Source organism: Actinoplanes sp. NPDC051851 (genome assembly GCF_040681165.1).
Lineage (GTDB): Bacteria > Actinomycetota > Actinomycetes > Mycobacteriales > Micromonosporaceae > Actinoplanes.
The window spans coordinates 136,471-154,484 of the sequence record NZ_JBFAYF010000003.1; the positions used below are offsets into that span (position 1 = coordinate 136,471).

Genomic DNA, 18,014 nt, shown 5'->3' on the forward strand with positions numbered 1-18,014 from the left:
CGTCAGTAGCGGAACCGGGAGACCACGGCCTGCAGCGCGCCGGCCGTCGCGGTGACCTCGTCGGCCGCCTGCCGGGTGTCGCCGACCGACTCGGTGGTCCGGCGGGTCGCCTCGGAGACGCCGGTGATGGTCATCGCGATGTCGCCGGCGCCGCCCGCCGCCTCGGCCAGCGTCCGGTTCATCTCCTGGGTGGTCGCGGTCTGCTCCTCGACCGCGGAGGCGATGGTCAGCTGCAGGCCGTTGATCCGCTCGATGATCTCGGAGATCTCGCTGATCGCGCTGACCGCGCCGCTGGTGTCGGCCTGGATCGACTGGACCCGCTGGGAGATGTCCTCGGTGGCCTTGGCGGTCTCCTGGGCCAGGTCCTTGACCTCGCCGGCCACCACCGCGAAGCCCTTGCCGAGCTCACCGGCGCGGGCCGCCTCGATGGTGGCGTTCAGGGCGAGCAGGTTGGTCTGCTCGGCGATCGAGGTGATCGTCTTGACCACCGCGTCGATCTCGGCCGACGAGTCGCCGAGCCGGGCCACGATCGCGTTGGTCGCCGCGGCGGCCTGCACGGCCTGCACCACGACCTCGGTCGCCTCCGAGGTGGAGACGCTGATGTCCCGGATCGCCGAGCCCATCTCCTGGGCGCCGGCCGAGACCACCTGCAGGTTGCCGGAGACCACGTCGGCGGCCGCGGAGACCGTGCCGGCCTGGTTGGACGCCTCGTTGGCGGCGGCGTCGACCGCGCCCGAGACGGTGGTCAGCTTGCCGGCCGCGGCCTGCAGGGTCCCGGCGCTGGCGGCCAGCTGCACCACGTCCTCGCGCAGCCGGGCGATGCCCCGGTCCAGCGAGGCGGCCATCTTCCCGACCTCGTCGCTGCTGTGCACCCCGGAGGTACGGGTCAGGTCGCCCTCGGCCAGCCCGTCGGCGATGTGGGAGACCCCGCGGACCGAGGACCGCACCCCGTTCGCCACCCGGAAGCCGACCAGCAGGCTGAGCAGCAGACCCGCGGCGAGCAGGCCGGCGATCGTCCAGGTGGCCTCGGTGCCGGACGAGTCGGCCGACGCGATCTGGGACTCGGCAAGGGACGTCGCCCGCGCCTGCAGCGCGGTCTGGTCGTCGCCGAGCGCGGCGTGCAGCGTGTTGTACTCGGTCAGCGCCGTGGCCAGCTCGGCCGCGGTGGCGCCGCTCCGGTCGGTGGCCATGAACTCGATGAAGGCGGACCAGTCGGACTGCATCGTGGTGACCGTGGCGTCGCCGGGCAGGATGGTGCCCAGATCGGTGAGCGCGTCGTCGACGGCGGTCTTGTTCGCCGCCATCGACTCGGTGAGGCTCGTCTTCAACGACGGGTAGAGCTGGATCGCGGACGTGTTGCCGACGTAGGCCTCGATGTTCTGCCCGATGGTGGCGACGTCGGTCCCGATCGCGAGGGACTTCCGCTGGGCTGCCGCGGCCTCCTCGTTCAGGTCGCCGACCGTCTTGATCGCGACACCGCCGACCACGAGGCCACTGACCACGGCGCACATGGCGGCCGCGCCGATCTTCGTTCGCAGCGAGCGGTTGTCGAACACCGCACTCATGCCCCTGGCCATGGCCGCGCCTCTCCTCCGGTCACTCTGATGATGCCCGGAGGATCGGCACGCCCGTGACCAGGTTGAGAAACCTCCTGATCAACCGGCCAGGATCCGCGCCAGGGCGGCAAAGATCAGACTGGTCGACACGGCGCCCGGATCGGGGTGGCCGACGCTCCGCTCGCCCAGGTAGGAGGCCCGGCCCTTGCGCGCCCGCAACGGCACGGTGGCCTCGGCGCCCTCCGCCGCAGCCCGGGCCGCCTCCGCCGCGGCGGCCGGCAGCCCCGCCCCGCCGGCCACAGCCGCCTCGAACGCCTCCACCGCCGGGGTGTACGCGTCCACCAGGGTCTTGTCGCCGGGCACGGCACCGCCGAGCTTGCGGACCGCGTCGAGCCCCGCGTGCAGGGCCTTGACCAGGTCCGCCGGGGTGACCTCGGCACCGGGCGGGAGCGCCTTGCCGGCGGCACGCAGCGCGCTGCCGTAGAGCGGGCCGGACGCGCCGCCCACCTTCGACATCAGCGTGGTGCCGGAGGTGATCAGGACGCCGGCGACGGTCCCGGGCTCGGTCTCGGTCTTCTCCAGGGCGGCGACCACGGCGGTGAAGCCACGGGTCAGGTTCACCCCGTGGTCGCCGTCGCCGATCGCGGTGTCCAGGCGGGTCAGGCGGTCGGCCTCCGCGGTGACGGCGCCGGCGGCGGCGCGCATCCAGGCGCGGGCGAGAGCGGCGTCCATCCTCTCAGGCACCCCACCGCAGGCCGGGGGTGCACACCGGCGCGTCCCAGAGCCGGATCATCTCGCCGGTGGCGGCGGTCAGCGTGATCGACAGCCCCGCCATGTCGAGGCTTGTCACGTAATTCCCGACAAGCCGGCGTGCTATCTCTACGTTTCTCTCGCTCAGGAGGTCGGCCACCTCGTTGTACACCAGGTACAGCTCGATCAGCGGGGTCCCACCCAACCCGTTGACCAGCACGAACACCCGGTCCCCGAGCGGCTTCGCGGCCAGGATCGCGTCCAGCGCCGACCGGACCAGTTCCCGCGCCGGGCGCAGCTTCTCCCGCCGCCGGCCGGGCTCACCGTGGATGCCGACGCCCGCCTCGATCTCGTCGTCCGGCAGGTCGAACCCGGGGCGGCCGGCGGCGGGAGTCGTGCCGGCCGTCAGCGCGTACGCGAAGGAGGCGGAGGCGGCATTGACCTCGCGGCCGATGGCCGCCACCTCCCCCAGCTTGGCGCCCTCCTCGGCGAGGGCACCGCAGATCTTCTCGACCAGCAGGGTGGCGCCGGTGCCGCGACGCCCGGCGGTCCAGGTGGAGTCCTCCACCGCCACGTCGTCGTCGACCAGCACCGTCTCGACGCCGATCCCCTCGTCGGCGGCCAGCTCCCCGGCGAGCTGGAAGTTCATCACGTCGCCGGTGTAGTTCTTGACGATGTGCAGCACGCCCGCGCCGCCGTCCACGGCCTTGGTCGCGGCCAGGATCTGATCCGGCACCGGCGAGGTGAAGATCTCCCCGGGGCAGGCGGCGTCCAGCATCCCCGGCCCGACGAACCCGCCGTGCAGGGGCTCGTGCCCGGACCCGCCACCGGAGAGCAGCCCCACCTTGCCGGGACGTGGCGCGTCGGCCCGGACGATGTACCGCTCCTCGATCTCCACCCGGAGCTCCGGATGCGCGGCGGCGACCCCGGCCAGGGCCTGCGTCACGACGTCGGCGGGATCGTTGATGAACTTCTTCACGAGCCGGCTCCTTCCGTGCGGTGTTCACTCCATCACCCATTGCATCCTCGCGCGAACTACGATCCCGAACCATGGGGCTCGTGGGAATCGTGCTGGTATCGCACTCCGCTCAGTTGGCGTCAGGTCTGCGTGACCTGCTCCGCCAGGTCGCCGGCGACGAGGTCCGGATCGAGCCGGCCGGTGGGACCGCATCCGGCGAACTGGGTACGAGTCCGGAACTGATCATCGAGGCCGGCACCCGGGCGTCGGCGGGCGCCGGGGTGCTGGTCCTCGCCGACCTGGGCAGCGCGGTGCTGACCACCCGGGCCGTGCTCGACGATCTCCCGGAGGCCCGCCTGGTGGACGCGCCGTTCGTCGAGGGCGCGGTCGCGGCGGCGGTCACCGCGTCGACCGGCGCGACCCTGGACGAGGTCCTCGCCGCCGCCGAGGAGGCGCGCGATGTCGCCAAGTTCTGAGTCGCCCAGCTCTGCATCGCCCGGTTCCGAGTCGCCCGGTTCCGAGATCCGGGTCGTGCTGCCGGCGGCGCTGCACGCCCGTCCGGCCGGGTTGGTGGTCCGGGCCGCGGCGCGCTTCCGGTCCGCCACTGTTCGCGTACGACACCAGGAGCGCGAGGCCGGCGCGACGAGTGCCCTGAAGTTGATGGCCCTGGGTGCCGGGGCGGGCGCCACGGTCGTGGTGCTGGCCTCCGGCGAGGACGCGGCTGCGGCCGCCGAGGCGGTGGCGGAGGTCCTGCGTACCGCGACCTGATCTTTCTCCTTCCGTGCCGCCCGGCCCCCTTGTGCCGCTGGTGTGACCGGCCGGTGCGTAGAAACGCTGTCCATGTCGAACCTTCTCGCCACCGTCCTGGTCGCCACCGGACTGGTCGCCACCGGACTGGCGGTGCCGGCCGCCGAGCCCGCCCTCTCGATCCCGGCACCGACCGGCCCGCACCACGTCGGCGCCACCGTGCTCGACCTGACCGACACGTCCCGGGCCGACCCGTGGGTGCCCACCGATCCGGCCCGCGAGCTCATGGTCACCGTCTTCTACCCGACCGGCGTGGACCACGGGGCGACCCTTCCGTACCAGAGCGCCGCCGAGTCCGCTGCGTTCATCACCGGACGGCACGCCACCGCGCACTTCGCGCTGGACGCCTTCAGCACCGTGCCGACCCACGCCCACCTCGACGCCGCACCGGCCGGACGCCCGCACAGCCTGCCGCTCGTGGTGCTCTCGCCCGGCTACACCGCACAGCGCAGCTCCCTGACGAGCCTGGCCGAGGACCTGGCCAGCCACGGCTACGTGGTGGCCGCGATTGATCACACCTACGAGACGTACGGCATCGAGTTCCCCGACGGCCGGATCGCCGGCTGTGCCACCTGTGCGATCGACGACGGCGACGAGACCGCGTTCTTCCAGCGGTTGTTCCGGGTGCACGCCGCCGACGTGTCGTTCGTGCTGGACTCGCTGACCGGCCCGCACCCTGCCTGGCCCGGCGCCCACCTGATCGACGCGACCCGGATCGGCATGTCGGGCCACTCCGCCGGCGGTGCCGCGGCCCTGACCACGATGCTCGCCGACCCCCGCGTCGGCGCGGGCATCGACATGGACGGCACGACGTACGACTCGGTCCCGGCGACCGGCCTGTCCCGCCCGTTCCTGTTCCTGGGCACCGAGTCCGAGCACTCCCCGGGCCAGGACACCACCTGGGACCACGACTTCGGCGCGCTGACCGGCTGGCGCCGCTGGCTGACGGTCACCGGCACCATCCACCTCTCGTTCAGCGACTACCAGGCCTTCACCGACGAGATCGGCCTCGACGGCGGCGCCACCATCACGGCCACCCGCGCCATCGAGATCACCCGCCGCTACACCCGCGCGATGTTCGACCAGTCCCTGCGCCACATCCCCCAGCCCCTGCTGAACGCGTCCACCGGATACCCGGAGGTCACCGTCGTCGCGCGGTGAGATCTAGCATCGCGCCGTGTTTCCACCTACCTCCGAAAGTTTCGGAGGTTCGCTACCTGGTGATCGACTGGGTACGGGGATTGAGGTTTCCGGAATGTATCGGTAGCGTTTCGGAAGCGTCGATCCCCGTCGATGCGTAGGGTCATCCCCCACTGGAGCCTCCATGAGACGTTCCCGCGCCATCCTCACCGTCCTCACCGCCGCGGCCGTCACCGCCGGCGGATTCCTCACGCTGACCCAGGCCGCGAACGCGGCGACCACCCTCGGGTCGGCGGCCGCGGCCAAGAGCAGGTACTTCGGGACCGCGGTCGCCGCCTACAAACTGACCGACTCGGTCTACACCGGGCTGCTGGACACGCAGTTCACCATGGTCACGCCGGAGAACGAGATGAAGTGGGACGCGACCGAGCCGTCGCAGAACACCTTCAGTTACACCAGCGCGGACACCATCGTGGCCCGCGCGAAGGCGAACGGGCAGCGGGTCCGCGGGCACGCGCTCGCCTGGCACTCCCAGCAGCCGAGCTGGGTGGCGAGCCTGAGCGGCACCGCGCTGCGCAGCGCCATGGTCAACCACATCACCAATGTCGCCACCCACTACAAGGGACAGCTCTACGCCTGGGACGTGGTGAACGAGGCCTTCTCCGACAACGGCGACGGCTCCCGGCGCAGCTCGAACCTGCAGGCCACCGGGAACGACTGGATCGAGGTGGCGTTCCAGACCGCGCGGGCCGCCGACCCGAGCGCCAAGCTCTGCTACAACGACTACAACACCGACGGCGTCAACGCGAAGAGCACCGCCGTCTACACCATGGTCAAGGACTTCCTGGCCCGCGGCGTCCCGATCGACTGCGTCGGCTTCCAGTCGCACTTCAACTCCGCGTCGCCGCTGCCCAGCGACTACCAGGCGAACCTGCAGCGCTTCGCGGACCTCGGCGTCGAGGTGCAGATCACCGAGCTGGACATCGCCGGGTCGGGCACCGCGCAGGCGGACAGCTACAGCAAGGTGGTGGCGGCCTGCCTCGCGGTCAGCAAGTGCACCGGGATCAGCGTCTGGGGCATCCGGGACTCGGACTCCTGGCGCGCCTCGGACACCCCGCTGCTCTTCGACGCGAGCGGCAACCCGAAGGAGGCGTACAACGCGGTGATCACCGCGTTCGGCGGCACGACCACGACGAGCAGCCCCACCACGTCGAGCAGCCCGACGACCGGCACCGGCGCTTGCACCGCCACGGTCGCGAACAACTCGTGGACCGGCGGCTTCGTCACCACGGTCACGGTCAAGGCCGGCGCCACCGCGATCACCTCCTGGAAGGTCGCCCTCACCCTGCCCACCGGCTCGGCGGTGACCAGCACCTGGAGCGCCACGGCGAGCGGTTCCAGCGGCGCGCTCACCTTCACCAACGCGAGCTACAACGGCAGCCTGGCCGCCGGCGCCTCCACCAGCTTCGGCTTCCAGGGCACCGGCACCGCCTTCTCCGGTACGCCCACCTGCACGGTCTCCTGAGCCGTGCGTCGTAGGTCCGATTCCTACCGGGGATCGATCGCATGCCGTGCGTCGAAGTCACGTTCGCGCTGACGTGAACAGGCGAGGGTGCCCCGGCGTCGAAGCCGGGGCGCCCTCGCGTTCACCCACGCAGTGGAGAGGTGCCAAGCTCGCCATCGATGAGTTCGTCGTGGTCGCCCGGCGCCTAAGCGGTGTCGATCTCTGCCCCGCCCACCAGGTCGACCGGTGGTTCGACATCGAAGGCGGCGATGTACTCCCGTTCCTTTGCCGCGAGGAACCGCTCACGCTCCCGGATGAAGCCGTCCTCGTCACCTTCGGCTAAGAGTTCCACTGCCGCCTCGGGCACGCCGTGGCTGGCGAGGAGTTCCGGCTCAGCATCAATCAGGGCGCGCCGGATCGACATCCCCGGCGCCGTCGGCAGCATGAGCCGGTTGGCCGGACTGGACCGTCTCGGCCCGCGTGACAGGATCTGTCGATACGCGCTGGCGTCGGAACGCAGTAACAGGTCCAGCGGTTCAACCGGCTGGCCGTTGATTCCCACCCGGTCCCGGTACTCGTGCAACTCCCACAGGACGAACGCGCGTACCCGAGCGCTGCGTAGGTCGAAACGTTCGGGGAATGGGCGTGCGACCTGCCCGCTCACGTCCAGAGCCGCCTCGCCCCGGGCGAACTCGCGCATCTCGACGAGAGCCTCACGGATCTGTGTGGTGTTGGCCCCGGCGAAGAAGCCCGACCAGGACGTGCTCCAAAACCAGCGCTGCAGTGCTCGTCGCTGCGCGGGTGACGGCTCGGGGTTTTCGTGAAACGCCACGGTCAACAACACCAGCTGGGCGTTGTAGGGAACCAGCCGAGCCAGCGGCACCATGACGTCGTCGCGCAAGAACGCCACTACCCGATACAGGGCCAGCTCGGTGCGTTTGACATGTTCATCCATGTCGTCCCGCATCCGCTCCGCAAGCCTGTCCCAGCGGGTGCGCTGGATATCGTCCTCACCGGACACCGCGAGGACGGCCTGGAAAAGTGTGTTCGTGGGGATCTCCCCGAACCCGAGGTCGCCGATGTCGTTCTGCAACGCCTCGATCCGGTTGGCCAGTGTCTCACCGTCGCTGTACGTCAACGCCGAAACCATCTGGGTCGGGGTCATCGACTGGCCGCTGCTGTTGAGCCGGGAGAAGACCTCGACGGCATGCTTGAGCTCACCGCCGACCAGACGCACCACCGCCATCTTGTACGACTTGATCCGCTGAGCGAGCTGCTCTGCTTCGTCCATCAGCCGGTCAATGTCGAGACGATCGCTACCAGCGAGCTGGCGGGCGAAACCGAGGAAGTCCATCGTGCGCAGCACGTTGCGCATCGGCAGATAATTCGCCGGCGCCGGCGCCGGGCGCTTCCAGTGGACGAATCGGCCACCAGAGCGTTCCGCCTCGCCCAGAGCCCGATAGATGTTCCACACCCAGGACCCTGTCACGGACAGATCGCGTTCTGCCGAACGGCGCATCAGACAGCCGTACAGGGTGGTGAGTCGCTGATGGCCGTCGAGGAGATAGGAGACAGGGGTGCCGGGTGGTGGAGGAACCCGCATTTCGGCGATCCGGTCCAGGCTTTCCACCCGCTCGGTGGTGTCCCAGACGAGCAACGAGCCTACCGGATACCCCCGCTCGATACTGTCGAACAGGTCGATCATCTGGTCCGGCCGCCACACGAAGGGCCGCTGGAACCGGGGGACTCGCAGGCGGCCGTCTGCGATCTCACGGAGGACGTCCTCCAGCAGCATGATCTCGGGCTTGACAGTGATCTCACTGCTGGGACCAGTCACGTGCCCATCAGCTTCCGCAGCCCCATCCGGTTCGCCCGCCATCTCTAGATCACCGACTCGATGGTTGATAATAGTGCGCGCAGGTCGGCTTCCACGTGCGCTCCGAGCGCGGCGATGTCGGCAACCTTCACCCTGGCGCAGTGTCGCTCGAAGACGGGCAATAAACCGTCGCCGAATCCGCCGCGCAGCGCATCCCGTATGTGCGGATCGAGGCCGTCGAACAGTGCTTGCTGCTCGGGCCGGATCTTGGCGGGTTCGGCCCGCCTGCCGAAACCGTTCTTCATGTCGTAGTGCCCGCGCTGATCCGGAGAGAGTTTCTTGAGTGCGGTCAACGTGGCCGATGCGGTCGATGGAGAGCCGCACGCCGCGAGAACACGGTGAGGCAGGTAATTCTCTGCTTCCCTCAGCTCCAGGACATGGACCGAAAGCCCCGCCGCACGGAAGTCCGCCGCCTTGCGGTGGATCTTGGTGACCTGGCCGGGCATCCACCGGTCGCTGTCGGCGAGCAGGGCGATCCGGGCAAGCGTCCGGAATCCGGCCAGCTCGGCCTCCACCACAGCGGGGAACCGCCCGGTGCCGCCGGCGTGCCGGAACTCCAACCACTGGTTGGCCAACGCGGTAAGGACGCGTCGGCTGCCGAAGACGGCAGCGACCGCGCGGACAAAGGCACCATCGTTGACCAGGTCCTCGACAATGAGCACCGCAGGTCGGGAGAGGTCGTGGGCCAGGTTCGGTAGATCGGCGCGCGTTACACGGACAGGAGCGGGACCCGGCCCGGCCGACCAGGCGGCATTCACGATGGCCTTCTGTCCCAGCGACCGGACGGCCGGCGCGACCGTTGGTGCGTAACCCTCGAAGTAGGTGGCCAGCGCGGCTATCGCCGGCTCGTCAGCCGCCCACTCATGCCGTTCGTCGGTGAAGACACCCAGAAGCATCAGCAAGGGGTGCAGGGCGTCCGAGCCGTTGCAGGACAGCGGATCGAGTTCAACGCGCATCAGGCCGGACCAGCTCCAGTTGCGCCTTCGCCAGCGCCTTCGTCTCCCGATAGTCCTCGGAGAAGACTCCTTCGGGCCAATAGTCGAGGTTGCCGGCCGCGTCTATGTTGATGCGCCGTACCTCGCTCACTCCATTGATGCTCTCTACGAAGTAGACGGCCACGTCGTCGGGGTCGGCCTTGCGCTCGGCGATGCGAACTCGCAGGCGTAGCAGCAACGTTTCGCTGTGCGTCTCGATCAAAAACCTGACCCCGGTCTCGCGCGCCGCCGACAGGTAGAGATCAGCGAGCGCGGCGTGGGCGTAGGGATGCAGGTGCAACTCCGGCTGTTCGACGATCTCCAACACCGGTGCCTCCGGCGGCCGGGTACGGTCCAAAGCCCGTTGGACGAAGATCGGCAAAGCCTGGGCAACGCCGGTGCCGGTGTCGACCAGGTTCACGGCCACGGTGTCGTCGTCACGGGATTTGAGCACCACCGAGACCATTCCGCCCCGTTCCACGACGTCAACCGTCCAGCCCGGCAGGCTTTCCGCCAGACCGGCGTTGATCTCTCGTAGTAGTGCCCGCTGGCCGCGGGTCGAGTCGCTGGCCAAAATGCCTGCGGTGTACTCACCGCTGGCACCGACCGACGTCGGCATCCGGGCCGGTACCCGGTACAGCCGGCTCGGCCGGTCTCGGAACGGACCCAGGTAACGCACCTGGCCAAAACTCTCCCGGACCATCGTGCTGTAGGCGCCCGCGCCGCTCACGTTCACGCCACCGGCAGGGAGGAGTCCCTGGAACGGCACCTCCACCCCGCCTATCGGCGCGGAATCCGTCCGGATCAGGGTGTAACGCTGCGGCCCATCGGCTGTCTCACCCGGTTCCCACTTCAGATGCAGATCCGGGTCATCGTCGTGCGCCACCGCGAAGTCTTCGACAACCTGGGTACGCAACTCGCTGATATTACGGATCCCGACGTTGCACCGAAGCGGGACACCGGATTCCGCTTCCAACCCGAGTTCTACCCGAACGCTGCCGTGTGGACGGTTACCGTAGATGAGGTCCGCGAACGAGTCGACGATATCCTCGCCCAAACGGTCAAGATCCAGAGGTGCCGTCGTGTCGGTGTCGATTCCGGTGGAGACCACCAGCGGCGCCCGCACCAACGCGCTCTTGCCGGAATTGTTACGGCCCAGCACTACCGTGACCGGACGTAGCTCGACTTTGATCGAGCCGGCGAAGCACCGATAGTTGGTCAGGCCCAACCTAAGAAGCGGCATGGTCTACAGACCATACCCATGTCCGAACGCCGGCCATGGTGCCGTTCACCTGGACGTGCGATGGGAACACAGCAAGGGGACGGTCACCACGCGGCGATCTTCGCCGAGGTGAGGGAACTGCGCTGCTGAGCGGCGCTTGCGTCACCCATTCATGATGATCACATGACGCTGCGTACGGGGGCACTCGTCGGACTACTACTGCTGGCCGGCTGCACGCACTCCGGGGAGGCCGAGGTGGCGGCCCGCCCCTCCGTCGAACCGGAGTGCACCGGCGGGAAGGCGACGCTCGGGGACGTCGAGGAGCATCTGCTGCTCACCGAGGTCTCGCCGATCATCGAGGTGACCGCGGCCGCCGGCGGGCCGCTGGACGCGGAGAAGGAGTGGGTCGGCGACCGCCGGGCCGAGGTGGTGGCCCTGGTCGGGACGGTCGGCGACGCGTCCCGCAAGAAGATCTACCAGGCCGCCGTGACGAAGGCGCGGACGGACGCCGGGCCCGACCTGGTCGAGCTCGGCGCCGTCTACGAACCCACCGACGGCAGCTCCCTCACCAGCGAGGGGCCGGGGAGCGTCGTGGTCGTCGAGGCGATCCGTGCCGTCGACGTGGACTTCACCTACGCGTGCGGTGTGCTCCTGACCGAGGGCACGGTCACCTCCTGGCGGCCCGGTGGCTGGACCGCCGTCTTCAGCTGCGACGAGCCCATCGACACGAAGGGCGAGGGCCGGGCGATCATCGCGGAGGCGCGGGAGATGCGCTGCTGAGCTACTTCTCCAGGATGGCGACGACGCCCTGGCCGCCGGCCGCGCAGATGGAGATCAGGCCGCGGCCGGAACCCTTCTGGGCGAGGAGCTTGGCGAGCGAGGCGACGATCCGGCCGCCGGTCGCCGCGAACGGGTGGCCGGCGGCGAGCGAGGAGCCGTTGACGTTCAGCTTGGCGCGGTCGATGGAGCCGAGCGGGGCGTCCAGGCCGAGCTTCTCCTTGCAGAACTCCGGGGACTCCCAGGCGGCCAGGGTGGCCAGGACCTGCGACGCGAAGGCCTCGTGGATCTCGTAGTAGTCGAAGTCCTGCAGGGTGAGGCCGTTGCGGGCGAGCATCCGCGGCACGGCGTAGGCGGGGGCCATCAGCAGGCCCTCGTCGCCGTGCACGTAGTCGACGGCGGCGGCCTCCGAGTCGGCGAAGTACGCCAGCACCGGCAGCGAGTGCGCCTCGGCCCACTCCTGCGAGGCGAGCAGGACGGTCGAGGCGCCGTCGGTGAGCGGCGTCGAGTTGCCCGCCGTCATGGTGGCGTTCTCCTTGCCGTACACCGGCTTCAGCGACGCGAGCTTCTCCAGGGTGGAGTCGGCGCGCAGGTTCTGGTCGCGGGTCAGCCCCAGGTAGGGCGTCAGAAGATCGTCGAAGAAGCCCTTCTCGTACGCCGCGGCGAGGTGTTGATGCGAGGCGAGCGCCAGCTCGTCCTGCGCCGACCGCTCGACGTTCCACCGCAGCGCCGTGATCGCGGCGTGCTCGCCCATCGAGAGGCCGGTGCGCGGCTCGGCGTTGCGCGGGATCTCCGGCTGGAGCGCGTGCTGCGGACGGAGCTTGGCGACCGCCTTGAGTCGCGCGCCCAGCGTCCGGGCCCGGTTCAGCTCCAGCAGCGCCTGCCGCATGTCCTCGTTCACCTGCAGCGGGGCGTCCGACGTGGTGTCCACGCCACCGGCGATGCCGGCGTCGATCTGGCCCAGCGCGATCTTGTTGGCGACCAGGATCGCCGCCTCCAGGCCGGTGCCGCAGGCCTGCTGGATGTCGTACGCCGGGGTGCGCGGGTCGAGCCGGGAGCCGAGCACCACCTCGCGGGTCAGGTTGAAGTCGCGGGAGTGCTTGAGCACGGCGCCCGCGACCACCTCGCCCAGGCGCTCGCCCGCCAGGCCGAACCGGGCGACCAGGCCGTCCAGCGCGGCGGTCAGCATGTCCTGGTTCGAGGCCGATGCATACCTGCCGTTGGACCGGGCGAACGGGATACGGTTACCGCCCAGGACGGCGACACGGCGCACGGTCGGCACGGCGTTCCTCCACACATCGATGGCTCAAGTTATCGACCAACTAGAAGCTACTGACCGGTAGGGTACTCGCATGGCTGACAGGTACGCGAACTTCGCCAACTCCGGTGTGGGCCGGGCCGTGGTCAAGCGGCTCGGGCTGCCGGACCCGCCCCGGTTGCGACGCTACCGCGCGGGCGACCCGCTCACCACGGGACCGGTGCTGCTCGGCGCGGCGCCCGGCGGACGGCTCGCCGACCCGGTCCGCAAGCAGCTGGAGAGCACCGGGATCGAGGTGACCGAGACCGGCACCGAGGGGACGAGGCACGGTGCGCTGATCTTCGACGCCACCGGCATCGCCGACTCCACACAGCTCCGGAGCCTCTTCGACTTCTTCCACCCGTACGCGAGAAGTCTGCACTCCTCCGGTCGCGTGATCGTGCTCGGCACCCAGCCGGAGCTGACGACCGGGCCGAGGGAGGCGACCGCGCAGCGGAGCCTCGAGGGTCTCACCCGCAGCATCGGCAAGGAGTTCGGTCGCGGCGTCACCGCGCAGCTCGTCTACGTCGCGCCCGGTGGCGAGAACGGCGTCGAGTCCACGCTGCGGTTCCTGCTCAGCGGCCGGTCCGCCTACGTCTCCGGCCAGGTGATCCGGATCGGGACCGCGAGCGCGCCGGCCCCCGCCGATTGGGAGAAGCCGCTCGCCGGCAAGCTCGCCCTGGTCACCGGCGCGGCCCGGGGCATCGGCGCGTCGATCGCCGGGATCCTGGCCCGCGACGGCGCCGAGGTGATCGCGCTGGACGTCCCGGGCGCCGGTGACGCGCTCGCCGACGTGGCCAACAAGGCGAAGGGCCGCGCGCTGCAGCTCGACCTGACCGCCGAGGACTCGCCGGCGCGGCTGGCCGGCTACCTGGCCGCGGGACCGCACGGCGGCGTCGACATCGTGGTGCACAACGCCGGCATCACCCGGGACAAGACCATCGCGCGGATGGACGAGAGCCGCTGGGACTCGGTGATCGGGGTCAACCTGACCGCGCCCGAACGGGTCAACGACGTGCTGCTGGAGCAGGGCCTGATCAAGCGGGGCGGCCGGATCGTCGGCGTCGCCTCGATCGCGGGCATCGCCGGCAACCGGGGCCAGACCAACTACGCGACCAGCAAGGCCGGCGTGATCGGCCTGGTCCAGTCGACCGCGCCGGCGCTCGCCGAGCGGGGCATCACGTTCAACGCGGTGGCGCCCGGCTTCATCGAGACCGCGATGACCGCGAAGATGCCGATCGGGCTGCGCGAGGCGGGCCGCCGGCTGAACAGCATGTCCCAGGGCGGCCTGCCGGTCGACGTGGCCGAGACGATCGCGTGGTTCGCCTCGCCCGGCTCCGCCGCGATCACCGGCAACGTGGTCCGGGTCTGCGGCCAGAGCCTGCTGGGGGCGTGACGTGGTGGCCGTCGTCGAGATCAGCGAGGGGCCGGGCACCGGGGCCGCGTACGCGAAGGCCGCGCTCGGCCTGATCCCCGGCCTGCGCAAGGGGGACAGCCTGCCGGACGTGGAGCTGGTCCACCGTGGCGTCACCGTCGACCTCGGCCACCTGGCCCGGTACGACCGGGTCTGCGGGTTCCGGCTCGGCGGCGTGCTCCCCGCGACCTATCCGCACATCCTGGCGTTCCCGCTGGCGATGCGACTGATGTCGGCCGGGGACTTCCCGCTGCCGATGATCGGCCTGGTGCACGTGTCGAACCGGATCACCGTGCACGAGCCGGTCGACGCGGGCACGCCCCTGGATCTCTCGGTGCGCGCGGTGGACCTGCGGGAACATCCGCGTGGCCGGCAGTTCGACGTGATCGCCACCGCGACGGTGAGCGGTCGGGAGGTCTGGCGGGGCGTCTCCACGTACCTGCGCAAGGAGACCTCCGGCTACAGCCCGCGCCACCAGCAGGCCGATCCGCCGCCGCCCGGCGGTGCCGTCTGGCGCCTGCCGGTGCGGACCGGGCCGGACTACGCGGCGGTCTCCGGCGACCGCAACCCGATCCACACCTCGAAGCTCGGCGCGAAGCTGTTCGGGTTCCCGAAGCCGATCGCGCACGGGATGTGGACCAAGGCGCGCTGCCTGGCCGCCCTGGAGGGCCGGCTGCCGGAGGCGTACACGGTCGACGTCGCGTTCAAGCAGCCGATCACCCTCCCGTCGACGGTCCGTTTCCTCGCCACGCCCACCGGCACCGGATGGGATTTCACCGTCAACGGGAAGAAACCGCATCTAACCGGATCGATCGGCAACCCGCCGGCCTGAACCCGTTCCTCCGACGCCGTCCCGCGCTTCGCGGGGCGGCGTCACGTGTTTGAGCTGCGGATTCATTAATTGAAAACCCCTGGGGGTTGTGAGGTGGGTTGACCGGCCGTAGGGTTACCGGCGAGTTAATAAGTCGCCGTCTTGCGCACGAAGGGCTGCCCCGCCGTGGAGTTCTGGCTCGATCTCAACGAGGAACAAAACGACCTGCGCGAGTGGGTGCACGGGTTCGCCGAGTCGGTGATCCGGCCGGCCGCGGCCGAGTGGGACGAGCGGGAGGAGACTCCCTGGCCGGTCCTGCAGGAGGCCGCCAAGATCGGGCTGTACGGCTTCGAGTTCCTGATCAACGCGTGGTCGGACACCGCGGGGCTCTCGCTGCCGGTCGCCAACGAGGAGCTGTTCTGGGGTGACGGCGGCATCGCGATGGCGATCTCCGGCACCTCGCTCGCCGTCGCCGCGATCTACGGCTCCGGCAGCCCGGACCAGCTCGTCGAGTGGGTGCCGCAGTGCTTCGGGGACGCCGACGACCCCAAGGTGGCCGCGTTCTGCAGCACCGAGCCGGAGGCCGGGTCGGACGTCGGCGCGATGCGGACCCGGGCGGTCTACCACGAGGCCACCGACGAGTGGGTGCTCAACGGGCAGAAGGCGTACGCGACCAACGGCGGGATCGCGAACGTGCACGTGGTGACGGCCAGCGTGGACCCGTCGCTCGGGTCGCGTGGGCAGGCGGCGTTCATCATCCCGCCGGGAACACCGGGGCTGGCCGGCACCAGGAAGCTGAAGAAGCTGGGCCTGCGCGCGTCGCACACCGCGGACGTCTTCCTCGACGACGTACGCATCCCGGGAAGTTGCCTGCTCGGCGGCAAGGAGGCGCTCGACGAGCGGCTCGCCCGGAGCAAGGCGGGCCCGCGGGCCAAGAACGCCTCGATGCGGACCTTCGAGCTCTCCCGCCCGGCGGTCGGCGCGCAGGCGATCGGCATCGCCCGCGGCGCCTACGAGTACGCGCTGGAGTACGCGAAGAACCGGGTCCAGTTCGGCCGCCCGATCATCGAGAACCAGGCGATCGCGTTCGCCCTCGCGGACATGCGGATGGAGATCGACGCCGCCCGCCTGCTGGTCTGGCGGGCCGCCTGGATGGGCCGCAACGACCGGCCGTTCTCCGCGGGCGAGGGCTCGATGTCGAAGCTGAAGGCCGGCGAGGTCGCGGTGGCGGTCACCGAGAAGGCGGTGCAGATCCTCGGCGGCGCCGGTTACCTGCGGGAGCACCCGGTGGAGCGGATGTACCGGGACGCCAAGATCTACACCATTTTCGAGGGTACGTCGGAGATCCAGCGCCTGGTCATCTCCCGCGCCATCTCCGGCATGCAGATCCGCTGACATGGACGCGGCCTTCATCGCGGCGACGATGCTCAAGCGCGGGCTGCTGAACCCGGGCAACCCGGTGAGCGTCGTCCGGCAGTTCGCGGCGCTGGGGCGCTGGGGGTTCGGGCTCGCCGGTGAGCTGCGCCAGGCCGCCGCCCGGAGCCCGCAGCGGATCGCGGTGATCGACGACGACGGGCCGGTCACCTACGGCGACCTGCTGGAACGGTCGTCGCGGCTGGCCGCGAGCCTGAAGCTCGCACCGGGCGACCGGGTCGGGATCCTCTGCCGGAACTCGGCCCGCATGATCGAGGCCATCATCGGGGTGACCTCCGCCGGGGCGGATCCGGTACTGATGAACACCGGCCTCTCCCCCAGCCAGCTGGTGACCGTCGCCGACGACCAGAACCTGCGGATCCTCCTGCACGACGAGGAGTTCGCCGAGCGGGTCGCGCTGGTGCCGTCCGCCCAGATTTTGGGCGACATTTCCGATATTTCCGAAAGGTTGCTCACCCCGCCCGCCCGGACCGGGCGGACCATCGTGCTCACCTCCGGCACGACCGGGGTGCCCAAGGGCGCTCAGCGGCCGACCCCCGGCGGCTTCCGGCCGCTCTGCTCGGTGATCGACCGGATCCCGCTGCGCGCCGGGCAGCGGGTGATGATCGCCGCCCCGCTCTTCCACACGTGGGGGTTCGCCGGGCTGCAGATCGCGCTCGCGCTGCGCGCCACCATCGTGCTGCGCCGGAGGTTCGACGCCGCGACCACCGCCGGCGTCCTGGTCGAGCACGGGTGCACCGGGATGATCGCCGTACCGGTGATGCTCCAGCAGCTGATGGAGCAGCCCGCCCCCGCGGCGAAGCCCGGCCTGACCGTGGTCGCGGTGAGCGGATCCGCGCTCCCCGGCGGCCTGGCCACCCGGTTCATGGACCGCTTCGGCGACGTCCTCTACAACCTGTACGGCTCCACCGAGGCGTCCTGGGCCTCCATCGCCACCCCGGCCGACCTGCGCGCCGCGCCGAACACCGCCGGACGGCCACCCTACGGGACCCGGGTCGCCGTGCTCGCCGACGACGGTTCGCCGGTGCCCGCCGGGGAGGTGGGCCGGCTCTTCGTCGGCAACGAGATGCTCTTCGAGGGGTACACGAACGGCGCCACCCGGCAGATGCGCGACGGGCTGCTCGCCACCGGCGACCTCGGGCACGTCGACGAGCACGGGCGGGTCTACGTGGACGGCCGGGAGGACGACATGATCGTCTCCGGCGGCGAGAACGTGTACCCGGCCGAGGTCGAGGACCTGCTCGCCGACCTGCCGCAGGTCCGGGAGGTCGCGGTGATCGGGGTGCCGGACGACGAGTACGGCCAGCGGCTCGCGGCGTACCTGGTGCTGCGCGAGGGCGAGACGCTCGACGTCGAGGTGGTCCGCGACCACGTGCGGCGGCACCGGGCCCGGTTCAGCGTGCCCCGCGACGTGATCTTCCTGGACGCCCTGCCCCGCAACGCCACCGGCAAGGTGGTACCGCGCGAACTCCCGCGCCCGTGATCGCTCACCGT

16 protein-coding genes are annotated in these 18,014 nt (G+C 70.3%); 9 read left to right on the forward strand and 7 right to left on the reverse strand.

Going from position 1 to position 18,014, the window contains the following annotated elements:
- Positions 1 to 2: 2 nt before the first annotated feature.
- The 3 genes from AB0M08_RS04670 to dhaK all read right to left on the reverse strand — a co-directional run bounded on the left by AB0M08_RS04670 (position 3) and on the right by dhaK (position 3,285).
- Complete coding sequence (locus AB0M08_RS04670) at positions 3 to 1,565, reverse strand: methyl-accepting chemotaxis protein (RefSeq protein ID WP_364488378.1); 1,563 nt, start codon at positions 1,563 to 1,565, stop codon at positions 3 to 5.
- 90 nt (positions 1,566 to 1,655) lie between these two features.
- Positions 1,656 to 2,288 carry a dihydroxyacetone kinase subunit DhaL gene (gene dhaL, locus AB0M08_RS04675; RefSeq protein ID WP_364488381.1) on the reverse strand — a complete coding sequence of 211 codons (633 nt, stop codon included), beginning with the start codon at positions 2,286 to 2,288 and terminating at the stop codon, positions 1,656 to 1,658.
- Positions 2,289 to 2,292: 4 nt separating this feature from the next.
- Positions 2,293 to 3,285 (reverse strand): dihydroxyacetone kinase subunit DhaK, encoded by a 993-nt coding sequence (gene dhaK, locus AB0M08_RS04680; RefSeq protein ID WP_364488384.1) that lies wholly within the window; start codon positions 3,283 to 3,285, stop codon positions 2,293 to 2,295.
- 71 nt (positions 3,286 to 3,356) lie between these two features.
- Between dhaK and dhaM the strand changes: the two genes are divergently transcribed.
- The 4 genes from dhaM (at position 3,357) to AB0M08_RS04700 (ending at position 6,736) form a co-directional block, all read left to right on the forward strand.
- Positions 3,357 to 3,740, forward strand: a complete 384-nt coding sequence (dhaM, locus tag AB0M08_RS04685) for a dihydroxyacetone kinase phosphoryl donor subunit DhaM (protein WP_364488387.1) — start codon at positions 3,357 to 3,359, stop codon at positions 3,738 to 3,740.
- Positions 3,724 to 4,032 carry an HPr family phosphocarrier protein gene (locus tag AB0M08_RS04690; protein ID WP_364488390.1) on the forward strand — a complete coding sequence of 103 codons (309 nt, stop codon included), beginning with the start codon at positions 3,724 to 3,726 and terminating at the stop codon, positions 4,030 to 4,032. The genes dhaM and AB0M08_RS04690 overlap by 17 nt, the downstream gene beginning before the upstream one ends.
- A gap of 72 nt (positions 4,033 to 4,104) precedes the next feature.
- Complete coding sequence (locus AB0M08_RS04695) at positions 4,105 to 5,232, forward strand: hypothetical protein (protein WP_364488393.1); 1,128 nt, start codon at positions 4,105 to 4,107, stop codon at positions 5,230 to 5,232.
- 163 nt (positions 5,233 to 5,395) lie between these two features.
- Positions 5,396 to 6,736 carry an endo-1,4-beta-xylanase gene (locus tag AB0M08_RS04700; protein ID WP_364488396.1) on the forward strand — a complete coding sequence of 447 codons (1,341 nt, stop codon included), beginning with the start codon at positions 5,396 to 5,398 and terminating at the stop codon, positions 6,734 to 6,736.
- A 184-nt stretch (positions 6,737 to 6,920) separates the two neighbouring features.
- Here AB0M08_RS04700 and AB0M08_RS04705 read toward each other — a convergent pair whose 3' ends face one another.
- The 3 genes from AB0M08_RS04705 to AB0M08_RS04715 are packed head-to-tail and all read right to left on the reverse strand — an operon-like array spanning position 6,921 to position 10,793.
- The gene (locus tag AB0M08_RS04705; RefSeq protein ID WP_364488399.1) at positions 6,921 to 8,552 is read right to left on the reverse strand and encodes a DUF262 domain-containing protein; all 1,632 of its coding nucleotides are present in this window, start codon (positions 8,550 to 8,552) and stop codon (positions 6,921 to 6,923) included.
- Between the two features lie 44 nt (positions 8,553 to 8,596).
- The gene (locus AB0M08_RS04710) at positions 8,597 to 9,547 is read right to left on the reverse strand and encodes a hypothetical protein (RefSeq protein ID WP_364488402.1); all 951 of its coding nucleotides are present in this window, start codon (positions 9,545 to 9,547) and stop codon (positions 8,597 to 8,599) included.
- A complete protein-coding gene (locus AB0M08_RS04715; protein WP_364488405.1) occupies positions 9,537 to 10,793 on the reverse strand; it encodes a DUF3696 domain-containing protein in 1,257 nt (418 codons plus the stop codon). Before AB0M08_RS04715 ends, AB0M08_RS04710 begins: the two co-directional genes overlap by 11 nt.
- A 177-nt stretch (positions 10,794 to 10,970) precedes the next feature.
- Between AB0M08_RS04715 and AB0M08_RS04720 the strand changes: the two genes are divergently transcribed.
- On the forward strand, positions 10,971 to 11,567 hold the full coding sequence (locus AB0M08_RS04720) for a hypothetical protein (RefSeq protein WP_364488408.1): 597 nt from the start codon (positions 10,971 to 10,973) through the stop codon (positions 11,565 to 11,567).
- A 1-nt stretch (position 11,568) separates the two neighbouring features.
- Here AB0M08_RS04720 and AB0M08_RS04725 read toward each other — a convergent pair whose 3' ends face one another.
- The gene (locus AB0M08_RS04725; RefSeq protein WP_364488411.1) at positions 11,569 to 12,846 is read right to left on the reverse strand and encodes an acetyl-CoA C-acetyltransferase; all 1,278 of its coding nucleotides are present in this window, start codon (positions 12,844 to 12,846) and stop codon (positions 11,569 to 11,571) included.
- Positions 12,847 to 12,916: 70 nt separating this feature from the next.
- Here AB0M08_RS04725 and AB0M08_RS04730 point away from each other — a divergent pair, with 70 nt between their 5' ends.
- The 4 genes from AB0M08_RS04730 to AB0M08_RS04745 all read left to right on the forward strand — a co-directional run bounded on the left by AB0M08_RS04730 (position 12,917) and on the right by AB0M08_RS04745 (position 18,003).
- On the forward strand, positions 12,917 to 14,257 hold the full coding sequence (locus tag AB0M08_RS04730; RefSeq protein ID WP_364488414.1) for a 3-oxoacyl-ACP reductase: 1,341 nt from the start codon (positions 12,917 to 12,919) through the stop codon (positions 14,255 to 14,257).
- 1 nt (position 14,258) lies between these two features.
- The gene (locus AB0M08_RS04735) at positions 14,259 to 15,107 is read left to right on the forward strand and encodes a MaoC/PaaZ C-terminal domain-containing protein (RefSeq protein ID WP_364488417.1); all 849 of its coding nucleotides are present in this window, start codon (positions 14,259 to 14,261) and stop codon (positions 15,105 to 15,107) included.
- A 165-nt stretch (positions 15,108 to 15,272) separates the two neighbouring features.
- Entirely contained in the window at positions 15,273 to 16,481 is a 1,209-nt protein-coding gene (locus AB0M08_RS04740; protein ID WP_364488945.1) for an acyl-CoA dehydrogenase family protein, read from the forward strand.
- Between the two features lies 1 nt (position 16,482).
- A complete protein-coding gene (locus AB0M08_RS04745; RefSeq protein WP_364488420.1) occupies positions 16,483 to 18,003 on the forward strand; it encodes an AMP-binding protein in 1,521 nt (506 codons plus the stop codon).
- The last annotated feature ends 11 nt before the right edge of the window (positions 18,004 to 18,014 follow it).

Coding starts and splice junctions, on each gene's coding strand:
- AB0M08_RS04670 (WP_364488378.1), bottom strand. CDS start 1,565: ATGAGTGCGGTGTTCGACAACCGCTCGCTGCGAACGAAGATCGGCGCG.
- dhaL (WP_364488381.1), bottom strand. CDS start 2,288: ATGGACGCCGCTCTCGCCCGCGCCTGGATGCGCGCCGCCGCCGGCGCC.
- dhaM (WP_364488387.1), top strand. CDS start 3,357: ATGGGGCTCGTGGGAATCGTGCTGGTATCGCACTCCGCTCAGTTGGCG.
- AB0M08_RS04690 (WP_364488390.1), top strand. CDS start 3,724: ATGTCGCCAAGTTCTGAGTCGCCCAGCTCTGCATCGCCCGGTTCCGAG.
- AB0M08_RS04695 (WP_364488393.1), top strand. CDS start 4,105: ATGTCGAACCTTCTCGCCACCGTCCTGGTCGCCACCGGACTGGTCGCC.
- AB0M08_RS04700 (WP_364488396.1), top strand. CDS start 5,396: ATGAGACGTTCCCGCGCCATCCTCACCGTCCTCACCGCCGCGGCCGTC.
- AB0M08_RS04710 (WP_364488402.1), bottom strand. CDS start 9,547: ATGCGCGTTGAACTCGATCCGCTGTCCTGCAACGGCTCGGACGCCCTG.
- AB0M08_RS04720 (WP_364488408.1), top strand. CDS start 10,971: ATGACGCTGCGTACGGGGGCACTCGTCGGACTACTACTGCTGGCCGGC.
- AB0M08_RS04730 (WP_364488414.1), top strand. CDS start 12,917: ATGGCTGACAGGTACGCGAACTTCGCCAACTCCGGTGTGGGCCGGGCC.
- AB0M08_RS04745 (WP_364488420.1), top strand. CDS start 16,483: ATGGACGCGGCCTTCATCGCGGCGACGATGCTCAAGCGCGGGCTGCTG.